The organism is Aeromonas hydrophila subsp. hydrophila ATCC 7966, from assembly GCF_000014805.1.
GTDB classification, from domain to species: Bacteria; Pseudomonadota; Gammaproteobacteria; order Enterobacterales; family Aeromonadaceae; genus Aeromonas; species Aeromonas hydrophila.
In genome coordinates this window covers 1-20,513 of sequence record NC_008570.1, presented here as the reverse complement: position 1 = coordinate 20,513, position 20,513 = coordinate 1, and the positions used below count along the sequence as shown (strand labels likewise).

The following is a 20,513-nucleotide window of genomic DNA, read 5'->3' as shown; positions in this document are numbered from 1 at the left end:
CCCTTTCAGCGTCAATGAGACCTATGGGATCGACACGGATATGCATCGATCCCTGACGCTAATTACCTCAACGGAGTCGTTATGAATTGGCTATATCTGCTGCTGGTCCTCGCCCTCGCGGGTTATCTGCTGCGCGCCCTCGCGCGCACCCATGAGTGAGGAACCGGATATGTGGCAAGAGATCATCTATCCCGTCGCGTTCGTGCTGCTGGTGCTGCTGCCAGCGCCTCTGCTTGGCAACTACCTCTATCGAGTGTTTGAAGGCAAGAGTCGCTGGCTGGCCCCGCTTGAGCGCGCCACCCTGGCCTGCTGCGGCACCGACGGGCGCGAGCAGGACTGGAAGTCCTACGCCCTCAGCCTGCTGGCCTTCAACGGCGCCGGCTTCGGCCTGCTGTTCCTGATCCTGCTGGCGCAGGGGCTGCTGCCCCTCAACCCGCAGCAGCTGCCCGGGCTGAACTGGCAACTCGCCTTCAACACCGCGGTCAGCTTCATGACCAACACCAACTGGCAGGCCTACTCCGGCGAAGCCAGCCTCTCCTACTTCAGCCAGATGGTGGGGCTCACCACCCAGAACTTCGTCTCCGCCGCCACCGGCGCCGCCGTAGCCATCGCCCTGTTTCGCGGCATCGCCCGCCAGCAGACCACCCACCTCGGCAACTTCTGGCAGGATCTGGTGCGTTTCTGTCTCTATGTGCTGCTGCCGATGGCGCTGATCCTGGCGCTGCTGCTGGTCTGGCAGGGGGTGCCCCAGAGTCTGTCGGCCTACCTACCGTTCCACGCCCTGGAAGGCCAGGAGCAGCTGCTGCCGCTCGGCCCGGCCGCCTCCCAGATCGCCATCAAGCAGCTCGGCTCCAACGGCGGTGGCTTCTTCGGCATCAACTCGGCCCATCCGTTCGAGAACCCCACCGCCCTCTCCAACTGGCTGGAGATGGTCGCCCTGCTGACGCTGGCCGCCGCCATGGTCTGCACCCTGGGTCGCTACGTGAAGGATCTGGCCCACAGCCGCGCCATCCTCATCGCCATGACCATCATGCTGGTGCTGGGGCTCTGCCTCGCCATCGGCCAGGAGCTGCAGCCGGATCCGGCCCTCGCCCACCTCACCAGCGAAGCCGGCAACTGGGAAGGCAAGGAGAGCCGCTTCGGCCCCGTGCTCTCCAGCATCTGGGAAGTGGCCACCACCGCCGCTTCCAACGGCTCGGTCAACGCCATGCACGACAGCTTCGCCCCGCTCGCCGGCATGGTCGCCATGATCAACATGCTGCTGGGTGAAGTGGTGTTTGGCGGTGTCGGGGCCGGCATCTACGGCATGATGCTGTTCGTGCTGCTGACCGTGTTCCTGTGCGGCCTGATGGTGGGGCGTACCCCCACCTATCTGGGCAAACGGCTCGGCATCACCGAGATGAAGTGGGTGGTCGCCAGCATGCTGGTGATGCCGGTCGGGGTATTGGTGATCGGCGGCATTACCCTGCTGATGCCGGACTCCGCCACCGTCATCGGTCACGACGGCCCCCACGGCCTGTCCCGGCTGATCTATGCCTACGCCTCGGCCGCCGGCAACAACGGCTCCGCCTTCGCCGGCTTTGCCGCCGCCGACAGCTGGCAGTGCATCGCCATCGGGCTGGCCATGCTGCTCGGCCGCTTCGGCTACATCATCCCGGTGCTGGCCATCGCCGGCCAGCTGGCCCGCGCCCCGCGCCAGGAGCGAAGCGAGGGGGACTTCCCCGTCAGCGGCCCGCTCTTCATCACCCTGCTGATCGTCACTGTGCTGCTGATGGGGGGTCTCTCCTTCCTGCCGGTGCTGGCGCTGGGCCCGGTGGCGGAACACCTGAGCCTGCTGGGAGGTGCCTTCTGATGCTGCACCTCCGACTGATCTGCGTGACCAACTATTCGATGCAGGGAGCTTTCCAATGAGCAAGTCCGCTTCAATGAGCACCGACACCATTCAGGTGAAGGGCAAGAAACAGAAATCACAGATCCTGCAGGCCATGGTGGAAGCCCTCTATCGCTTCAACCCCAGGGCGCTGTTTGGCAGTCCCATCCTGTTCACCCTCTGGCTGGCGGCCGTGATGGCGACCCTGGAGTCGCTGCTGGGGCAGCCGCTCTCCGGCGTTGCCCCATCGCTGGCCTGGCAGCTGACCGCCTGGCTCTGGCTCACCCTCTGGTTTGCCAACTTCGCCGAGACCCTGGCCGAGGGGCGCGGCAAGGCGCGGGCCGACAGCCTGAAGGCCGGCATGAGCCAGCTCAAGGCGCGTCGGGTCACCAGCCCGCAAGATGACAAGGGCGAATGGGTACCGGCCACCAGCCTGCTCAAGGGCGATCTGGTGCTGGTGCGCAGCGGCGAGATGATCCCGGCCGACGGCGAAGTGGTCGCCGGCATCGCCTCGGTCAACGAGGCTGCCATCACCGGCGAATCCGCCCCCGTCATCCGCGAGTCCGGCACCGACCGCAGCGGCGTGACCGGCAACACCACCGTCGTCTCCGACCAGATCTGGGTGCACATCAGCAACAACCCGGGCGAAAGCACGCTGGATCGCATGATTGCGCTGGTGGAAGGGGCCAAGCGGCAGAAGACCCCCAACGAGATGGCGCTTGACGCCCTGCTGGTGGGGCTGACCCTGATCTTCCTGCTGGTGGTGGCCACCCTGCCCTGGTTCCTCGACTACAACGGCACCCAGGTGCCCCGGCTCTATCTGCTGGCGCTGTTCATCACCCTGATCCCGACCACCATCGGCGGTCTGCTCTCCGCCATCGGCATCGCCGGCATGGACCGGCTGGTGAAGCTCAACGTGATCGCCAAGTCTGGCCGGGCGGTGGAAGCCGCCGGCGACGTGCGCACCCTGCTGCTGGACAAGACCGGCACCATCACCTTCGGCAACCGGATGGCGGACGAGCTGATCCCGGCCCCCGGCGTGGACCCCTCCCTGCTGGCCCAGGCCGCCATGCTGGCCTCGATCGGCGACAATACGCCGGAGGGCAAATCCATCCTGACCCTGGCGGGCAAGAGCCATACCAGACCGAGCCAGCTGGAGAGCGACATCATCATCCCCTTCAGCGCCGAGACCCGGCTGAGCGGGCTGGATCGCAACGGCCATCACTATCGCAAGGGGGCGGTGGATGCAGTGCTGCGCTACCTCTCGCTCGATCGCAAGGCGGTGCCCGAGCTCATCCTAAAATCGGTGGACAACATCGCCCGCCAGGGCGGCACCCCGCTGCTGGTCTGTACCCACGAGAAGCTGCTGGGGGTGGTGTTCCTCAAGGACATCATCAAGCCGGGTATCAAGGCCCGCTTCCAGATCCTGCGCCACATGGGGATCCGCACCGTGATGATCACCGGTGACAACCCGCTGACCGCCGCCGCCATCGCCGCCGAGGCCGGGGTTGATGACTTCATCGCCGAGGCGACGCCGGAGAAGAAGCTGGCCTACATCCGTCAGGAGCAGGCCGACGGCCGGCTGGTCGCCATGTGCGGGGACGGCGCCAACGACGCACCGGCGCTGGCCCAGGCCGACGTGGGCCTGGCCATGAACGAGGGGACCCAGGCCGCCAAGGAGGCGGGCAACCTGGTGGATCTCGACTCCAACCCCACCAAGCTGCTGGACGTGGTGCTGGTGGGCAAGCAGCTGCTGGTGACCCGTGGCGCCCTGACCACCTTCTCCATCGCCAACGACGTGGCCAAGTACTTCGCCATCCTGCCGGCCCTGTTCATCGCCGCCTATCCGCAGCTGGGGGTACTGAACCTGATGCAGCTGGGCAGCCCCGAGAGCGCCATCCTGTCGGCCATCATCTTCAACGCCCTGATCATCGTAGCGCTGGTGCCGCTGGCCCTGCGCGGGGTCAGCCTGCAGGGCTCGGCCGCCAGCCTGCTGCGCCGCAACCTGCTGATCTACGGCGTCGGCGGCCTGATAGTGCCTTTCATAGGCATCAAGTTGATCGACCTGGTTATCACCGGCCTGGGACTGGTGTAACGGTATTACCGGATGCGGGGCAGACCCGCATCCAACCAACGTATTTGGAGCAAGAAAATCATGATAGCAATCAGAACCCTGCTGACCCTGACCCTGCTGCTGGGGGTGGCGTATCCGCTGGCCGTCACCGGGCTGGCCCAGCTGCTCTTCCCCTGGCAGGCCAACGGCAGCCTGCTCACCAACGCCAAGCAGCAGGTGGTCGGCAGCGCCCTGCTGGCACAGAAGTTCGAGCGGGCCGACTACTTCCACTCCCGCCCCTCCGCCAGCGACTTCGCCACCATAGGCGGAGGTGCCAGCAACCTGGGGATGAGCTCGCCGCTGCGGGCCGAGTTTGCCGCAGCGGCGGCCAGGGCGCAGCCGGAAGCCAGGGTCCCCGCCCTGCTGACCCGCTCCGCCTCCGGCCTCGATCCCCATCTGCCACTCGCTGCAGCGCTGGCTCAGGTAGAGCGGGTCGCCGGGCAACGCGGGCTGGATCCCGTTCAATTGACGGAGCAGGTCAAGTCGGCGGCACAAGCTGGTATCCTTGGCCCGCAGGTGGTCAACATTCTCCAGTTGAACCTGCAACTCGATCATCAAAAGGGCGCCTGAGGGCGCTCCTTGCCGTTCGGGACAGGCTCCCTTTCGACAACGGGAACAAGCATGAGCAATGAGGTCACGGCCGCGGTTCGGCCGATGCAACGGGAGCACGGGGATGCGTGATGAGGTGAGGGCGGACGCCCTGCTGGCGAGCCTGGAACAGGAACACAGGGGCAAGCTGAAGGTGTTTCTCGGTGCCGCCCCCGGTGTCGGCAAGACCTACGCCATGCTGCAAGCGGTGCGGGAGCAGGCCAAGGAGGGGGTCGACATCCTGATCGGGGTGGTGGAGACCCACGGCCGCCAGGAGACCCTGGCCCTGCTCGACAAGCTCGCCATCCAGCCGCGCAAGCTGCACCTGCACCGCCAGCAGCGGCTGGAGGAGATGGATCTGGACGGCCTGCTGGCCCGCAAGCCCGCCATCGCCGTGGTGGACGAGCTGGCTCACAGCAACGCCCCCGGCAGCCGCCACGAGAAGCGCTGGCAGGATGTGGAGGAGCTGCTCGGCGCCGGCATCGATGTCTACACCACCCTCAACGTGCAACACCTGGAGAGCCTCAACGATCTGGTGTGGCAGCTGACCGGGGTCAGGGTCAAGGAGACCCTGCCGGATCAGGTGCTGCTGGAGGCCGACAGCCTGGTGCTGATAGACCTCCCCCCCAAGGAGCTGCTCGGCCGCCTCAAGGAGGGCAAGGTTTATGTGCCCCATCAGGCCAAGGCCGCCCTGCAGTCCTTCTTCTCCCTCAACAACCTGACCGCCCTGCGCGAGCTGGCGATGCAGACCGCCGCCAGCCACGTGGAGGGGGATCTGCAACTGCAGTGGCAGGCGGCCGGCAAGACCACACTGCCGCTGCGGGGCAAGCTGATGGTCTGCCTCGGCGATCAGCACGGCGCCGCCCTGGTGCGCTACGGTCACCGCTTCGCCCAGCGCCGCCAGCTGCCCTGGCTGGTGGTGCACATCGACAGCAAGGGGCAGCGCTCGGTCGAGCTGGAGCAGGCACTGGCGCTCGCTTCCCAGCTGGGGGCCAAGGTGTTGACCCTCTCCAGTCCGGCGGTGGCCGACACCCTGCTGGAGACCGCCGAGCAGCAGCAGGTGTCGCAACTGCTGCTCGGCAAACCCCACAAGGCCCCCTGGCGCCGCTCGCTGGTGCAACACCTGCTCAAGCAGGCGCAGGGGCTCGAGATCACGCTGGTGGATACCGAGAAGCGCAAGCCCAGCCTGGGCTTGAAGCCGCTCCACCCCAAGGACATTCGCCAGAGCCTGCTGGCGGTGGCCATCATGGGGACCACCTCGGCCGCCGTCTGGGGCCTCTCCCACTGGCTGCCACCCGCCTCCCTGCCCATGCTGTTCGTGCTGGGGGTGCTGGCCACCGCGCTCACCACCAGCCTGATGCCCGCCATCCTGGCCGCCGTGCTGGGCTTTGTCGGCCACAATCTGCTGTTCACCGCCCCCTACTTCTCTTTGAGCGTGGCCAGCCACAGCGATCTGCTCACCCTGTTCGTGCTGCTGATTGTCGGCATCACGGCCGGGCGGCTCGCCTCCCGTCAGCGCCAACAGCTGATCGGCCTGCGCGAGACCCAGCAGCTGGGCAATGCACTGCTGTCGCTGAGCCAGGGGCTGGCCACCGCCAGCAGCCCGGAAGAGGTGCTCAGACAGGGCTCCCAGGCCATCTCACTGGCGCTGGGCCAGCCGGTGTTCGCCCTCGATCAGCACTACCAGCACAGGGCCGGTTCGACCCAGCACAAGCCGGGGCAGACCGACAAGGCGGCCATCGACTGGTGTCTGGCCCAGAAGCAGAGCGCCGGCGCCCACACCGCCACCCTCAACGCGGCCGAGGCCCAGTACCATCACCTCAGCGATGAACTGGTGCTGGGGATAGTGCTGGCCAATCCGCTCGCCTCCTCGGCCGAGCATCAACTGCAGGCCCTGCTCACCGATATCCGCGCCGCGCTGGCCCGGATCGATCTCAACGAACGGCTGGCCGACAGCCAGCTGCAGGCGGAGACCGACCGGATGCGTGCCGCCCTGCTCTCCTCTGTCTCCCACGATCTGAAGACGCCGCTGGCCACCATCATGGGGGCCGGCAGCACCCTGCTGGAATATGGTGACCGGATCAGCAGCGAAGACCGTAGCGAGCTGCTGCACTCGGTGCAGGACGAGGCGCGCCGCCTGCACAGCTATGTGCAGAACCTGCTGGACATGACCCGCATCGGCTCGCCGGATTTCCAGCTCAAACGGGACTGGGTCGACCTGGCGGATCTGGTGGAGAACGCCCGCCGCCGGCTCGACTCCTCCTGGCGCCAGCACAAGCTGCTGGTGCACTTCGATCAACAGATCCCCCGCCTCTATGTGCATGGCGCCCTGATCGAGCAGGTGCTGGTCAACATCCTCGACAACGCCTCCCGCTACTCGCCGGCCGGCACCCCCATCGAGTTCAAGGTGATGCTGGCGGACCCCGATCTCATCCTCGACATCATCGATATCGGGGTCGGCATCGCCGAGTCGGATCGGGACAAGATCTTCAATCTGTTCTACACCCAGCCGGTCGGCGACTGCGGCAGCCGCGGCACCGGGCTTGGCCTCGCCATTTCCCGCGCTATGATAGAGGCCCACGGCGGCCGCATCTGGGCATTTTCCGGCCCCAACGGCAACGGTACCTGCATGCGCATCTCCCTGCCGCTGGCGCTCAATGCAGCCGCGGCCTGAACATTTTTACTCTATCCAGCTGGAGGCTGAATGGCTCACATACTGGTCATTGACGACGAGGCGGCCATCCGCCGTTTTTTGCGGATCAGCCTGATCGCCGAGGGGCATCAGGTGAGCGAGGCGGTCGGCGTCAACGAGGGGCTGGCGCAGTATCGCCACCTCAATCCCGATCTGGTGATCCTGGACCTCGGCCTGCCGGACGGGGACGGCATCCAGGTGTTGCAGGCCATTCGCGAGCACCATCAGCACCCGGTACTGGTGCTATCGGCACGGGATTCTGAACAGGAGAAGGTGCGCTTGCTGGATGCCGGGGCCAACGACTACATGAGCAAGCCGTTCGGCATCGGCGAGATGATGGCCCGCATCCGGGTGCTGCTGCGCCAGCGAGCCGGGGTCAGCAGCGGCGAGCAGCGCCACTTCCCCCAGTGCGGGCTGACCCTGGACAGCAGCAGCCACAGGGTCACCCTGGGGGAGGAAGAGGTGCCCCTCTCCCGCAAGGAGTTCGCCCTGCTGCAGGCGCTGGTGTGCCACCCCGGCAAGCTGGTGCTGCAGACCCAGCTGCTCAACGACATCTGGGGGCCGAGTCACAAGGAGGACACCCACTACCTGCGCATCGTCATCGCCAGCCTGCGCAAGAAGCTGGGAGATAACCCCCAGCAACCCACGCTGATCGAAACTGAATCCGGCATCGGCTACCGTTTTATCGGCAGCTGATGTTTCACGTGGAACGACGCCAACCGCAGCACAGTGCCAACAGACCGCAACCACCGAGCAGCAGACCGAGATCCTGCAAGCTGGCTGCCACCGCCAACCCCAGGCTGAGCAACAGGTAGTAACCGAGCCCGAACAGGGCACCAGCACTGCCTGCCACCTCCCGATAGGCCAGCAGCGCCTGGCTCAGCACATTGGGGATCGCCAGCCCGAACGCCACCACCACCCCCATCATGGGCAGCAGGAACCAGAGCGAAGCCTGACTGGCCCACACCAGCCAGCCGGACCCCAGCGCCAACGCGGCGGCGAGCCGGATCAGCGAGGCAGGCGACCAGCCACGCCCCAGCAGGCGTTTGTTGAGCAGGCTCCCCCCCAGGGTCGCCAGCGCCAACAAGATGCCGGAGTAACCAAACTCGCCCGCACTCAACCCCAGCCCGGCAAACAGGAAGGGAGCCAGGCTGTAGTAGCCGAACAGCATGGTGTTGAACAGCGCCACCAGAGCGGCGCTGCGCCACAAGGCTGCATCACGCACCATCCGTTGTGCCAGCGGCCAGAGTGCCACCCGCTGGGTGATGGCCGGCCGGGTTTCCGGCAGTTGCCAGCAAGTGACCAGCAGTAATCCAACTGCCAACACCAGCAGGGCGCTGAATACCCCGAGATAGCCGAACCCGCTCGCCAGCTGGCCGCCGCTCACCAGCCCCAGCACCGGGCTGAGGGAGAGCGCGATGCCCATCACCGAAAAGACCCGCGCCAGCTCGCTGCCCTGATAACTGTCGCGCAGCATGGTCTGGGTCACCACGGAGCCCACGGCGGCGCCGAAGGCCGCGATGACCCTGGCCAGCAGCAGGGTTTCAAATTGAGTGGCCAGCAATGCCAGCAGAGTGCCGGCGCCATAGGTCATCAGCCCCGCCAGCATGGCGGGACGCCGCCCGACCAGATCGCACAGTCGGCCCCAGCAGACCACGCCCGCCGCAAACGCCAGAAAATAGACCGACAGGGTCTGGGATGCCTGCCCTTCGCTCACCCGAAACTGGCTGGCGATATGGGTCAGCACCGGGCTGTAGATGGTCTCCACTATCTGCGGAAACATCATCAATCCGACCACCAACCAGAGCGGTGGCAACTTGTTGTTCATGACAAACCTCCTTCACAAGAGGCCGTCATTCTAGAGTGATGCCGATTGTCCGATTACAATAAACAGAACTATAAACATCAATAATCGGACACATGGCTTTTATTCTTCCCGATCACCCTTTTGACCCGGATCAGCACGATGGCAGCGCCATCGGGATTGCCTCCGCCCTCGGCTGGCACGACTCCGGTCGCCATCAGCACAAGCGTCATCAGCTGCTGTTCGCCCAGGCCGGCTGCATGACCATAGAGCTGGACGATCAGGTCTGCCTGCTGCCGCCGACACGGGCGGCCTGGCTGCCGGCAGGCCTGCCCCATCGGGTGCTGATGCGCGGAGTGGTGGCGTATCGCTCCCTCTACTTCCAGCCGGAGCCCGGCTTGCCGACCGAGATGGCGGTGCTGGCGGTCAACCCGCTGCTGCGGGAGATCATCGAGCGGATGGCGATCTGGCCGTGGGACAAACCGGCAGCGGAGCAACATTGCACGCTGGCGCTGTTGCAGGAAGAGCTGGCGCAAGCGCCGCGGGAATCCTGGCAGTTGCCGCTGCCGTCAGACCCACGTCTGGCCGGCTGGCTGCAGGAAGTGAAGCGGGGCGACACCCTGCCCGATCGGCTCAACCGGCTGGCCGAACGGGTGGGTGCCAGTGACAAGACCATAGGTCGTATCTTCATGCGGGAGACCGGCATGAGCTACCAGGCCTGGCGCCAGCAGTGGCGACTGTTGCGGGCGCTGGAGCTGCTGGCCGAGGCCGAACCCATCAGCCGGGTGGCGGCAACGCTGGAGTTCGCCAGCGACAGCGCCTTCATCAGCTTCTTCAGACAGCACACGGGGCAGACCCCGCTGCGCTATCTCAACTCTCGGGGTGAGTCGCATCGGCCGAGCTCGCCTCCACCACCAGGGTCTCCAGCGCCAGCGGCTTGAGGTTGTGGATCGCCTCCTCCATCACCGCATGGGAGGCCTGCTGCTGCTGGGCCGCTATCTCTTGCGCCAGCTTGGCGCTGTCCAGTTCGGGTCTGGGGTACTCGTCGGCCATGACGTTCAGGCTCAGGCTGCTGGCGATCAAGGTTGCGATCAGGATTTTCATCTGGTGTGCTCCGGTGTGGTTGAGATGACCAGATAGCTATTCCAATTGTTGTGCCACATCTATAACGACATGATTTTGTTTAAATTAATAATTTTTAGATGGAAACTGGCGCCAGTTGGAAAACATCCAGTAGTCAGGATTGAACCAACAAGTGGTCATTTTCACCACGCTTAATTTTTGTCTGCTGTTCCACGTGGAACGTCCCATTTTTTTGATCGACACCCGCTTTTAAACTGAGCTATGGTGCTAGCTCCCCCGTAACTGACTCTGGATCTGTCACCGAATGGAATTTTCCTTGTTCGGCGAGAAGTTCACTCGCCATGCCGGTATTACCCAACTCATGGATGACCTTAATCAGGGGCTGACCAATCCGGACGCCATCATGCTGGGTGGCGGCAACCCGGCCCCCATCCCCGCCATGCTGGAACGCTTCCAGGCCGAGGCCAAGAGCCTGCTCGACAACGGTGAGCTGGTGAAGGCGATGGCCAACTACGATGGCCCCCAGGGCAAGGACAGGTTTACCAAGGCGCTGGCGGCCCTGCTCAGCAAGGAGCTGGGCTGGGACATCTCTGCCCGCAATATCGCCCTGACCAACGGCAGCCAGAACGCCTTCTTCTATCTGTTCAACCTGCTGGCGGGCGAATTTGCCGATGGCCGCAAGAAGAAGGTGCTGTTCCCGCTCGCCCCCGAGTACATCGGCTATGCCGACTCGGCACTGGCGGACGACTACTTCGTGGCCTACAAGCCCACCATAGAGAAGCTGGCCGACGGCCAGTTCAAGTACCACGTGGACTTCGAGAGCCTGCAGGTGGGTGACGACATCGGGGTGATCTGCGTCTCCCGCCCCACCAACCCCACCGGCAACGTGCTGACCGATGAAGAGATCGAACACCTCGATCAGATTGCCCGCGACAAGGGCATTCCACTGCTGATCGACAACGCCTACGGCGTCCCCTTCCCGGGCATCATCTTCAGCGAGGCCAAGCCGTTCTGGAACGCCAATACCATCCTCTGCATGAGTCTCTCCAAGCTCGGCCTGCCGGGCACTCGCTGCGGCATCGTCATCGCCGACGAGAAGATCATTCAGGCCATCACCAACCTGAGCGGTATCATCAATCTGGCGCCGGGCAGTCTGGGGCCCGCCATCACCATTCCGATGATCGAGAGCGGTGAGATCATCGCCCTCAGCGAGCAGGTGGTGAAACCCTTCTATAGGCAGAAGGCGGAGCTGGCGGTGCAACTGCTGCGCGAGGCGATCCCGGATCCCCGCTTCCACATCCACAAGCCGGAAGGCGCCCTCTTCCTCTGGCTCTGGTTCGAAGGCCTGCCGATCCACTGTCAGGAGCTGTACGAGCGACTGAAGGCGAAGAACCTGCTGATCGTGCCGGGCCACTACTTCTTCCCCGGCATTGACGACCCAGAGTGGCGCCACAGCCAGGAGTGTATCCGCCTCAACTACTCCCAGAGCGAGGAGCTGGTGCGGCGCGGCATCGCCATCCTGGCCGACGAGATCAACGCCCTCTACGCCGGCTAAGCCCAGTTCGGCGATACAAAAACAGAGAGGCCTGCACATGCAGGCCTCTCTTGTTTATCGCGCGCCGGTTTGCTTAACCGGGCAGTGCCAGCTGCTCGGGCTTGCCGATGGGGATGGCACGGGGCTTGAGCGCCTCTGGCAGCTCGCGTGCCAGATCGATGGTCAGCAGCCCATGCTCCAGCTTGGCGCCCTGCACTTCCACGTGCTGGCTCAGCTTGAAGGCGAGCTCGAAGTCGCGCTCGGCGATCCCCTGATGGAGGAACTGGCGCTCATCGGTGGCGGCCTTGCGCCCCTTCACCTTGAGGGTGCCGTTTTCGGTCTCCAGCTCCAGCTCTTCGCGCTCGAAGCCAGCCACGGCAACCGTGATGCGATAGCCGTCCTGATCGCGCTTTTCGATGTTGTACGGGGGGTAAGCGGCGGTCTTCTGCTCGAACAGACCTTCCAGCTCACGGGCCATCCGCTCGAAGCCGACGGCGTTGGAATAGAGATGAGAAAAATCGAGGTTACGCATAATCCTATCCTTCTATAAGCAACAGGTTTCACTTCTCCACGGGCCCGTCATCGGCACCCGGGAAACGTCAACAATTCAATGAGGTCAGGCTATCAGCCGTTGATCTCGATCTTGCGGGGCTTCATCGCCTCGGGCACTTCGCGCACCAGGTCGATGTGAAGCAGACCGTTTTTCAGATCGGCCCCCTTCACCCGCACATAGTCAGCCAGCTGGAAGCGACGCTCGAAACCGCGTTCGGCTATGCCTTGGTAGAGGTAGTTGCGCTCGGTATCGGCCTGCTTGTTGCCCTTCACCGTCAGCAGATTTTCCTGGAAGCTCAGCTCCAGCTCTTCCTGGGTAAAGCCCGCCACCGCCATGCTGATGCGGTAGTCGCTGTCACCCAGCTGCTCGATGTTGTAGGGGGGATAACCGGCATTGCCATTGCTGGCCGCAGATTCGATGAGATTGGCCAGACGATCGAAACCGATGGCAGAACGATAGAGCGGAGAAAAGTCGATAGAACGCATAGTATTATCCTCTTTTGAGCGATAACTGATTGTTTGCCCTCCAGATGGACGGGCGCCTGGTCGAAACCTCTGTCGAGCGTTCCGGCCTTGTTATCTATATAGGGGCCCACTTTCGGCTTTCAAGAGCCCTGACCGAAAAATCTTCTCGTCGCCCGTTGCAGGCCTTTTCCACATTCAACTTTCTCCCCCAGTCACAACATGGCACCCTGAGCGGAGATCTTGAGGAGCCACATCATGTCCCGTTCAGAACGCCTGCTGGCCCTGCTGCAACTGCTGCGCGGCCACCGCTACGCCATCACCGGCAGCGAGCTGGCCAGCCAGCTTGGCATCAGCCTGCGCACCCTCTATCGGGATATCGCCACCCTGCAGGCACAGGGCGCCCACATCGAGGGGGAAGCGGGCATCGGCTATGTGCTGCGCCCTGGCTTCATGCTGCCGCCGCTGATGTTCAGCGAAGAGGAGCTGGATGCGCTGGTGCTGGGCTCACGCTGGGTGGCGGCCCATGCCGACCATGCCCTCAGTACCGCCGCCAGCAGCGCGCTGGCCAAGATAGAGGCCGTGCTACCCGCCGACTATCGCCAACAGCTGCATGCCAATGCCCTGCTGATCGGCACCTCTCGCGGTGACAGCCCCGTCGATGAGGCTCCGCTGCGCAGCGCCATCCGCCAGCAGCGCAAGGTGACCCTGAACTATCGGGATCTCAAGGAGGAGAGTTCGGAGCGCACCGTCTGGCCCTGTGCCCTCGGCTACTTCGACCAGGTGCGGGTACTGGTGGCCTGGTGCGAGCTGCGCCAGGACTTTCGTCACTTTCGGGTGGACAGGATCAGCGCGATGCGGCTGGAGGCGGAACCTTATCCGGGCAACCGGGGGCGGCTGCTCAAGGAGTGGCGCGCCAGCCAGCAGATCCCGCAGCCCAGATTCATTGCTGACAGAAACTGACAGCAGGCAGCGCCATGCTGACGGGGTCGGCGCCGATGCGCCATCTCATCAGCAAGGAGCATCACCATGTTAGTCCCCCAGTTCACCATCCTCTATGTTGCCAACCCGGCTCGCAGCACGCTCTTCTATCGCGAGCTGTTCGGACGCCCACCGGTGGAGGAGTCCCCCACCTTTGCCATGTTCGTGTTCGAATCGGGCGCCAGACTGGCACTTTGGTCCAGCGCCACGGTCGAGCCTGCCGTGACCCAAACGGCCGGGGCCATGGAGCTGGCCTTCGCCCTCCCCAATGATACCGCGGTCGATAGACAGTCTGCCGAGTGGCAGGCACGCGGGCTCACCCTGATCCAGGCGCCGACCCGGATGGAGTTTGGCTACACCTGCATGGCGCTCGATCCGGATGGCCATCGTCTGCGCCTCTACTGCCCGGCCCCCGAACTGGGCTGAGCCGGCACTATCAAGACGGAGCCATGTTTCACGTGGAACGTGCCACCTCCTTCGCCAGAAAAAAAAAGCCGCTCACAGGGAGCGGCTTTTTTATATCGAGCTGACAGCGTCGAATTAGACGTCGAGGTTGGCAACGCGCAGGGCGTTGGTCTCGATGAAGTCACGGCGTGGCTCAACGGCATCACCCATCAGGGTGGAGAAGAGCTGGTCGGCACCGACGGCATCGTCGATGGTGACGCGCAGCATGCGACGGGCTTCAGGATCCATGGTGGTTTCCCACAGCTGGTCCGGGTTCATCTCGCCCAGCCCTTTATAGCGCTGGATGTAGATGCCGCGCTTGCCTTCGCCCATCAGCCACTCGACCGCTTCGACGAAGCTGGCGACCGGCTTCACCTTCTCGCCACGCTTGATGTAACCACCTTCCTCGATCAGGTTGGCGATCTCCTTGCCCAGCGAGACCAGTTGACGGTACTCGGAGGATTGCAGGAAGTCGTAGCTGAGCGGGTATTCGCGGTCGACCCCGTGCTGGCGTACCACGGCGTGCGGCACGAACAGACGGCGCTCTTCGTCGTGGCGAACCTGCATCTGGTACTGGATGCCATGGTTGCTCTCGTTGAGCACGGCTTCCATGCTCTGGCACCAGGCCAGCAGATCGCTCTCGCTGCTCAGCAGCGCTTCGTTCAGCTCCGGCTGATAGATCAGCTGGGTCAGCACGGCTTCTGGCGCGCGGCGAGACATGCGGGTGATCAGGTGAGACACCGAGCGATGCTGGTTGACCAGACGCTCCAGCGCCTCGCCACCGATGGCCGGGGCAGACTCGTTGACGTGCAGGGTCGCACCGTCCAGCGCCATGGCGGTCTGGTACTGCAGCAGCGCATCTTCGTCTTTCAGATACTGCTCCTGCTTGCCCTTCTTCACCTTGTAGAGCGGCGGCTGGGCGATGTAGACGTAGCCACGTTCGATGATTTCCGGCATCTGACGATAGAAGAAGGTCAGCAGCAGGGTACGAATGTGCGCACCATCGACGTCCGCATCGGTCATGATGATGATGTTGTGATAACGCAGCTTGTCCGGGTTGTACTCGTCACGACCGATGCCGCAGCCCAGTGCGGTGATCAGGGTGCCCACCTCCTGGGAAGAGATCATCTTGTCGAAACGGGCCTTCTCCACGTTCAGGATCTTGCCCTTGAGCGGCAGGATGGCCTGGTTCTTCCGGTTGCGACCCTGCTTGGCGGAACCGCCAGCAGAGTCCCCTTCCACTATGTAGAGTTCGGAGAGCGCCGGGTCTTTTTCCTGACAGTCGGCCAGCTTGCCGGGCAGACCGGCGATATCCAGCGCGCCTTTGCGGCGGGTCAGTTCGCGGGCCTTGCGGGCCGCTTCGCGGGCACGGGCCGCATCGATGATCTTGTTGACCACGATCTTGGCGTCGCCCGGGTTTTCCAGCAGGAAGTCGGCCAGCTTCTCACCCATCGCCTGTTCGACGGCGGTCTTCACTTCGGAAGAGACCAGCTTGTCCTTGGTCTGGGAGGAGAACTTGGGATCCGGTACCTTGACGGAGATAACGGCAATCAGACCTTCACGCACGTCGTCGCCACTGGCGGCAGACTTGGCCTTCTTGCTGTAGTCCTCTTTGTCCATGTAGGAGTTCAGAGTACGGGTCAGCGCGGTACGGAAGCCCACCAGGTGGGTACCACCATCGCGCTGCGGAATGTTGTTGGTGAAGCAGTAGACCCCTTCCTGATAGGCGTCGTTCCACTGCATCGCTACTTCCACACCGATGCCATCCTGCTCGGTGGTGAAGTGGAACACCTTCGGGTGGATCGGGGTCTTGTTCTGGTTCAGGTATTCGACGAACGCCTTGATGCCGCCTTCGTAGCAGAAGTGCGCCTCGCGGCCGTCACGCTCATCCAGCAGGCGGATGGAGACGCCGGAGTTGAGGAAGGAGAGCTCGCGCAGACGCTTGGCCAGGATCTCGTAGTGGAACAGGGTATCGCTGAAGATGGTCGGGCTCGGCCAGAAGCGGACTTCGGTCCCGGTGCCGGTGCTGTCGCCAATCTGCTTGAGCGGTGCCTGCGGCTCACCCAGGTGATAGGTCTGCTCGTAGACATGGCCGTTGCGACGGATGGTCAGCAGCAGCTTGTCAGAGAGGGCGTTTACCACGGAGACGCCGACACCGTGCAGGCCGCCGGAGACCTTGTAGGAGTTGTCGTCGAACTTGCCGCCCGCGTGCAGCACGGTCATGATGACTTCGGCAGCGGAGCGACCCTCTTCCGGGTGGATGTCGACAGGAATACCACGACCGTTGTCACGGACGGAGACGGAACCGTCGGAATGGATCTTGACCTGAATATCGGAGCAGTAGCCGGCCAGAGCCTCGTCAATGGAGTTGTCGACGACCTCGAACACCATGTGGTGCAGACCCGAGCCATCATCCGTATCGCCGATATACATCCCCGGGCGCTTGCGGACCGCATCCAGGCCCTTCAGTACCTTGATATTCGAGGAGTCGTAAGTATTTTCACTCATAGCTTACTCTCTGCCTTCTCTAACGTTTCGGAGATCTTGCCTTGTTCCACGTGGAACAACTTGCAGTCATTCGCATCCATCATGTCTGCGAGCTGACCGGTGTCGATGGCGGTAATGAATACCTGGGACGCACACTGCTTCAGCCTTGCGGCCAGCAACCGGCGCTTGTCGACATCCAGTTCAGAGGCAAAATCATCAATTAAAAAAATACAGCCACGGCTGCTATGTTGATTCAAATAGAGCCCTTGGGCCAGTCGCATGGCACAGACCAGCAACTTCAACTGACCCCTGGACAAAATATCCTGAGCGGGGACGCCGTTCGCCTTGAGTCGCACATCGGCCTTCTGTGGGCCTACTCCTGTGTAACCCAGCGCCCGATCCCGCTCAAACCCCGCCTCCAGCAATGCATTGAGCGGGGTATCTTTTTCCCAGCCTCGATAGAATCCAAGGCTGATATCGAATTCCGGCAAAAAATCCGCCGTCATCTCCTTGATCAGGGGCGTAATGGCCTGACAATAACTGGCGCGAAACTCGGCCAATTCACCGCCCAGCCGTACCAATTCCTGATCCCAGTACGCCAGCTGGCGATACTGGCTGCTCTGACGCAGCAGCGCATTGCGCTGTTTCAGCAGGCGACGCACTCGCCCCCACAGGGAGAAGAAGGTCGGCTCCTGATGAAAAACACCCCAGTCGAGCCAGGCCCGACGAGCCTGAGGCCCGCCGGTCAGCAGATTGAAGCCATCCGGATGGATCAATTGCACCGGCAGCAATTCGGCCAGCTCGGCCAGACGCTGGGCCTGGGCACCGGCGATCTTGAGCTGGGTCTCGCCACTCTTGTCCTTGGCGAGGCCGATGGGCACCTGGCGCCCTTCCAGTTCGCACTGGGCGAACAGGGTAAACGCCCTCTCCCCCTGGCGGATGACCCGCCCGGTCAGGTGAGTACGAAAGGAGCGACCGAGACCGAGGTAGTGAATGGCTTCCAGCACGCTGGTCTTGCCGCTGCCGTTGCACCCGACCAGGATATTGAGGCCGGGCGACAGCGCGAGACTGGCCTGCTGGATATTGCGAAAGTCGCTGAGCTGGAGTTTGACCAGGGACACGACTAGATCCGCATCGGCATTACCACGTACTGAGCATCCTGACTGTCAAAATCCTCAATAATGGCGCTGCTGATGGAATCGCTCAGGCTGATCCGGATTTGGTCACATTTTAACGTATTCAGCACGTCCAGCACATAAGAGACGTTGAAACCAATCTCCATCTCGCCGGCTTCGTATTGTACGTCAAGCAGCTCTTCGGCTTCTTCCTGTTCCGGGTTGTTGGCGGTGATGCGCAGCAGGTTTTCCTGCAGATTGAGACGCACCCCACGGAATTTCTCGTTGGAGAGGATGGCGGCACGGGCAAAGGCCTGGCGCAGATCCTCACGACCGGCGATCAGGGCCTTGTCGCTGTTGCGCGGAATGACGCGGCGCCAGTCCGGGAAGCGACCGTCCACCAGCTTGGAGGTAAAGATGAAGCCATCCAGCGCGGCACGCAGGTTGCTGCGGCCGATCTGCAGCCGTACCGGCTTGTCTTCCGCTTCCAGCAGGCGCACCAGTTCCAGCACGCCCTTGCGCGGCAGGATGACCTGATGATCGGGCAGCGATTCCGTTACCACCTCGCGGCGGCAGGTCGCCAGCCGGTGACCGTCGGTCGCCACGGTACGCAGGCCGTGGCCCTCGCTCTCAAACAGCATGCCGTTCAGGTAGTAACGCACGTCCTGGCTGGCCATGGAGAACTGGGTGGCATCGATGAGCTTTTTCAGCTCCAGCTGGCCGATGTCGAACTCGAGCACGGATTCCCAATCCTCGATGTTCGGGTATTCGGTGGCCGGCAGGGTCGACAGGTTGAAGCGGGAGCGGCCGGAACGGATGATCAGGCGCTCACCTTCGGTATTGAGGCGAATGTCCGCCCCCTCCGGCAGACCGCGGCAGATGTCCAGCAGCTTGCGCGCCGGCACTGTGGTGCGGCCATCCTGACTGTCGCTGTTGAGATAGACCTGACCGATCATCTCCACTTCGAGGTCGGTCCCGGTCAGTGACAGCAGACCGTTGCTGACATCCAGCAGCACGTTGCCGAGGATTGGCAGGGTCGGCCGGCCACCGAGGGCACCGGACACCAGTTGCAGAGGACGTAACAGGGCCTCACGGCTAATTTCGAGCTGCATCTGTGCTCTCCGTTGTTATTAGGAGGAAAAGGTTCGGATCAGGTTGGAATATTCGAACTGCATCTGTCCACTCCGTTCCGTTGTCAGGAAGAAAGGGTACGGATCAGGTTGGAATAGTCTTCCTTGATGTCGTGACTCTCTTCCTTCAGCTGCTCGATCTTGCGGCAGGCATGAAGCACGGTAGTGTGGTCACGACCACCAAAGGCATCACCTATCTCCGGCAAGCTATGGTTGGTCAGCTCCTTGGCCAGCGCCATCGCCAGCTGGCGTGGGCGGGCAACGGAGCGGGAACGCCGCTTGGAGAGCAGATCCGCCAGCTTGATCTTGTAGTACTCCGCCACCGTCTTCTGGATGTTGTCGATGGTGACCAGCTTCTCCTGCAGCGCCAGCAGGTCGCGCAGCGCTTCGCGCACGAAGTCGATATTGATCGCCCGACCGGTGAAGTTGGCGTTGGCAATCACCCGATTGAGGGCACCTTCCAGCTCGCGCACGTTGGAGCGCAGCCGCTTGGCGATGAAGAAGGCCACTTCGTCCGGCAGGTGGATCTGGTTCTCGTCCGCCTTGCGCATCAGGATCGCCACCCGGGTTTCCAGCTCCGGCGGCTCGATCGCCACCGTCAGGCCCCAGCCGAAGCGGGACTTGAGACGATCTTCCACCCCGTTGATCTCCTTCGGATAACGATCCGAGGTCAGGATGATCTGCTGGTTGCCTTCGAGCAGGGCGTTGAAGGTGTGGAAAAACTCCTCCTGGGAGCGCTCCTTGTTGGCAAAGAACTGGATGTCATCGATGAGCAGGGCATCGACGCTACGGTAATAACGCTTGAACTCTTCAATGGCGTTATTCTGCAGCGCCTTCACCATGTCCTGCACAAACCGTTCGGAGTGCATGTAGATGACCTTGGCGTCCTGCTTGCGCTCCTTGATGGCGTTGCCGACGGCATGCAGCAGGTGGGTCTTGCCCAGACCGGTGCCGCCATAGAGGAACAGCGGGTTGTAGGCCCCGCCCGGATTGTCGGCAACCTGACGGGCAGCCGCACGGGCCAACTGGTTGGACTTACCCTCGACGAAATTCTCGAAGGTATAGTTCACGTTGGTGTTGCTCTTGTGGTTCGGCTCGGGTTTGGCCTCGGCCTTGCTTTCCCAGCTCTTCTGCGAGTTATTCACAGGATCCGCACCCCGCGCCGGCGCTCTGGCGACCGCGACGGGATGGGGACGATTACCGATGTCAAAACGCAGAGTGGGGCCGTCGACCCCGCAGAGTTCATTGATGATGCCGTTCACCCGGATGAGATACTTGTCTCGAACCCAGTCCAGAACAAAGCGATTCGGTGCATACAGGGTCAGAGTATTGTCACTCAACTCCGCTTGAAGCGGCCGGATCCACATGCTGAATTCTGCCGAGGGCAACTCATCTTGCAGCCGGTTAAGGCACTGCTGCCATAGCGAAGCAGTCACTCTAAACTCCCGTCGATTGATTAACTAAAGACCGGCTATTCTACGTTTTTAGCGGCTGGATCTCTAGCCGCGACCTCGCGGATCCAGCAAATAAGATCCTTGACTTTCAAGGATCCAGCAGCGCCGAATCCGATTTCATCCCCAAAGTTACCCACAGCCAGATCCATCGACAGGAGCACCAAAGATCCAGACCTGAAGCGGTTATTTTATATAACCAAATAT

17 protein-coding genes are annotated in these 20,513 nt (G+C 62.8%); 9 read left to right on the top strand and 8 right to left on the bottom strand.

All coding sequences use genetic code 11. The features are described from left to right. The first annotated feature begins 169 nt into the window (after positions 1–169). The 5 genes from kdpA to AHA_RS00065 all read left to right on the top strand — a co-directional run bounded on the left by kdpA (position 170) and on the right by AHA_RS00065 (position 7,959). Positions 170–1,852: a potassium-transporting ATPase subunit KdpA gene (gene kdpA / locus AHA_RS00085; RefSeq protein WP_011704062.1), complete on the top strand. Its 1,683-nt coding sequence runs from the start codon at positions 170–172 to the stop codon at positions 1,850–1,852. A gap of 55 nt (positions 1,853–1,907) precedes the next feature. Then, positions 1,908–3,965 (top strand): potassium-transporting ATPase subunit KdpB, encoded by a 2,058-nt coding sequence (kdpB, locus tag AHA_RS00080; protein WP_011704061.1) that lies wholly within the window; start codon positions 1,908–1,910, stop codon positions 3,963–3,965. 60 nt (positions 3,966–4,025) lie between these two features. Next, positions 4,026–4,553, top strand: a complete 528-nt coding sequence (locus AHA_RS00075) for a potassium-transporting ATPase subunit C (protein ID WP_011704060.1) — start codon at positions 4,026–4,028, stop codon at positions 4,551–4,553. A gap of 103 nt (positions 4,554–4,656) precedes the next feature. Continuing rightward, positions 4,657–7,245, top strand: coding sequence for a sensor histidine kinase (locus tag AHA_RS00070; RefSeq protein ID WP_011704059.1), 2,589 nt, complete (start codon positions 4,657–4,659; stop codon positions 7,243–7,245). A 30-nt stretch (positions 7,246–7,275) separates the two neighbouring features. After that, entirely contained in the window at positions 7,276–7,959 is a 684-nt protein-coding gene (locus AHA_RS00065; RefSeq protein WP_011704058.1) for a response regulator, read from the top strand. Between the two features lie 4 nt (positions 7,960–7,963). Here the strand turns inward: AHA_RS00065 and AHA_RS00060 are convergent, their stop codons facing one another. After that, positions 7,964–9,091, bottom strand: coding sequence for a multidrug effflux MFS transporter (locus AHA_RS00060; protein WP_011704057.1), 1,128 nt, complete (start codon positions 9,089–9,091; stop codon positions 7,964–7,966). Between the two features lie 92 nt (positions 9,092–9,183). On the opposite strand from AHA_RS00060, the gene AHA_RS00055 reads away from it, so the two are divergent. After that, positions 9,184–10,008, top strand: a complete 825-nt coding sequence (locus AHA_RS00055) for an AraC family transcriptional regulator (RefSeq protein ID WP_011704056.1) — start codon at positions 9,184–9,186, stop codon at positions 10,006–10,008. Here the strand turns inward: AHA_RS00055 and AHA_RS00050 are convergent. Next, positions 9,938–10,171 carry a hypothetical protein gene (locus AHA_RS00050; RefSeq protein WP_011704055.1) on the bottom strand — a complete coding sequence of 78 codons (234 nt, stop codon included), beginning with the start codon at positions 10,169–10,171 and terminating at the stop codon, positions 9,938–9,940. The genes AHA_RS00055 and AHA_RS00050 overlap by 71 nt on opposite strands. A 283-nt stretch (positions 10,172–10,454) precedes the next feature. Here AHA_RS00050 and AHA_RS00045 point away from each other — a divergent pair, with 283 nt between their 5' ends. After that, positions 10,455–11,705 (top strand): valine--pyruvate transaminase, encoded by a 1,251-nt coding sequence (locus AHA_RS00045; RefSeq protein WP_011704054.1) that lies wholly within the window; start codon positions 10,455–10,457, stop codon positions 11,703–11,705. A gap of 73 nt (positions 11,706–11,778) precedes the next feature. Here the strand turns inward: AHA_RS00045 and AHA_RS00040 are convergent, their stop codons facing one another. Together AHA_RS00040 and AHA_RS00035 are read right to left on the bottom strand one after the other, a co-directional pair. Continuing rightward, positions 11,779–12,216: an Hsp20 family protein gene (locus AHA_RS00040; RefSeq protein ID WP_011704053.1), complete on the bottom strand. Its 438-nt coding sequence runs from the start codon at positions 12,214–12,216 to the stop codon at positions 11,779–11,781. Between the two features lie 92 nt (positions 12,217–12,308). Beyond that, complete coding sequence (locus AHA_RS00035; RefSeq protein WP_010635612.1) at positions 12,309–12,722, bottom strand: Hsp20 family protein; 414 nt, start codon at positions 12,720–12,722, stop codon at positions 12,309–12,311. Between the two features lie 234 nt (positions 12,723–12,956). On the opposite strand from AHA_RS00035, the gene AHA_RS00030 reads away from it, so the two are divergent. Both AHA_RS00030 and AHA_RS00025 read left to right on the top strand, forming a co-directional pair. Further along, complete coding sequence (locus AHA_RS00030; RefSeq protein WP_011704052.1) at positions 12,957–13,661, top strand: helix-turn-helix transcriptional regulator; 705 nt, start codon at positions 12,957–12,959, stop codon at positions 13,659–13,661. Positions 13,662–13,727: 66 nt separating this feature from the next. Continuing rightward, positions 13,728–14,105: a VOC family protein gene (locus AHA_RS00025; protein ID WP_011704051.1), complete on the top strand. Its 378-nt coding sequence runs from the start codon at positions 13,728–13,730 to the stop codon at positions 14,103–14,105. Positions 14,106–14,219: 114 nt separating this feature from the next. Here AHA_RS00025 and gyrB read toward each other — a convergent pair whose 3' ends face one another. The 4 genes from gyrB to dnaA form a co-directional block, all read right to left on the bottom strand. Further along, entirely contained in the window at positions 14,220–16,631 is a 2,412-nt protein-coding gene (gyrB, locus tag AHA_RS00020) for a DNA topoisomerase (ATP-hydrolyzing) subunit B (RefSeq protein ID WP_011704050.1), read from the bottom strand. Then, positions 16,628–17,731 (bottom strand): DNA replication/repair protein RecF, encoded by a 1,104-nt coding sequence (recF, locus tag AHA_RS00015; protein WP_011704049.1) that lies wholly within the window; start codon positions 17,729–17,731, stop codon positions 16,628–16,630. The genes gyrB and recF overlap by 4 nt, the downstream gene beginning before the upstream one ends. Before the next feature lie 2 nt (positions 17,732–17,733). Beyond that, positions 17,734–18,837, bottom strand: coding sequence for a DNA polymerase III subunit beta (gene dnaN / locus AHA_RS00010; RefSeq protein WP_011704048.1), 1,104 nt, complete (start codon positions 18,835–18,837; stop codon positions 17,734–17,736). Between the two features lie 83 nt (positions 18,838–18,920). Continuing rightward, positions 18,921–20,291 (bottom strand): chromosomal replication initiator protein DnaA, encoded by a 1,371-nt coding sequence (dnaA, locus tag AHA_RS00005; RefSeq protein ID WP_005307141.1) that lies wholly within the window; start codon positions 20,289–20,291, stop codon positions 18,921–18,923. Positions 20,292–20,513 lie beyond the last annotated feature (222 nt).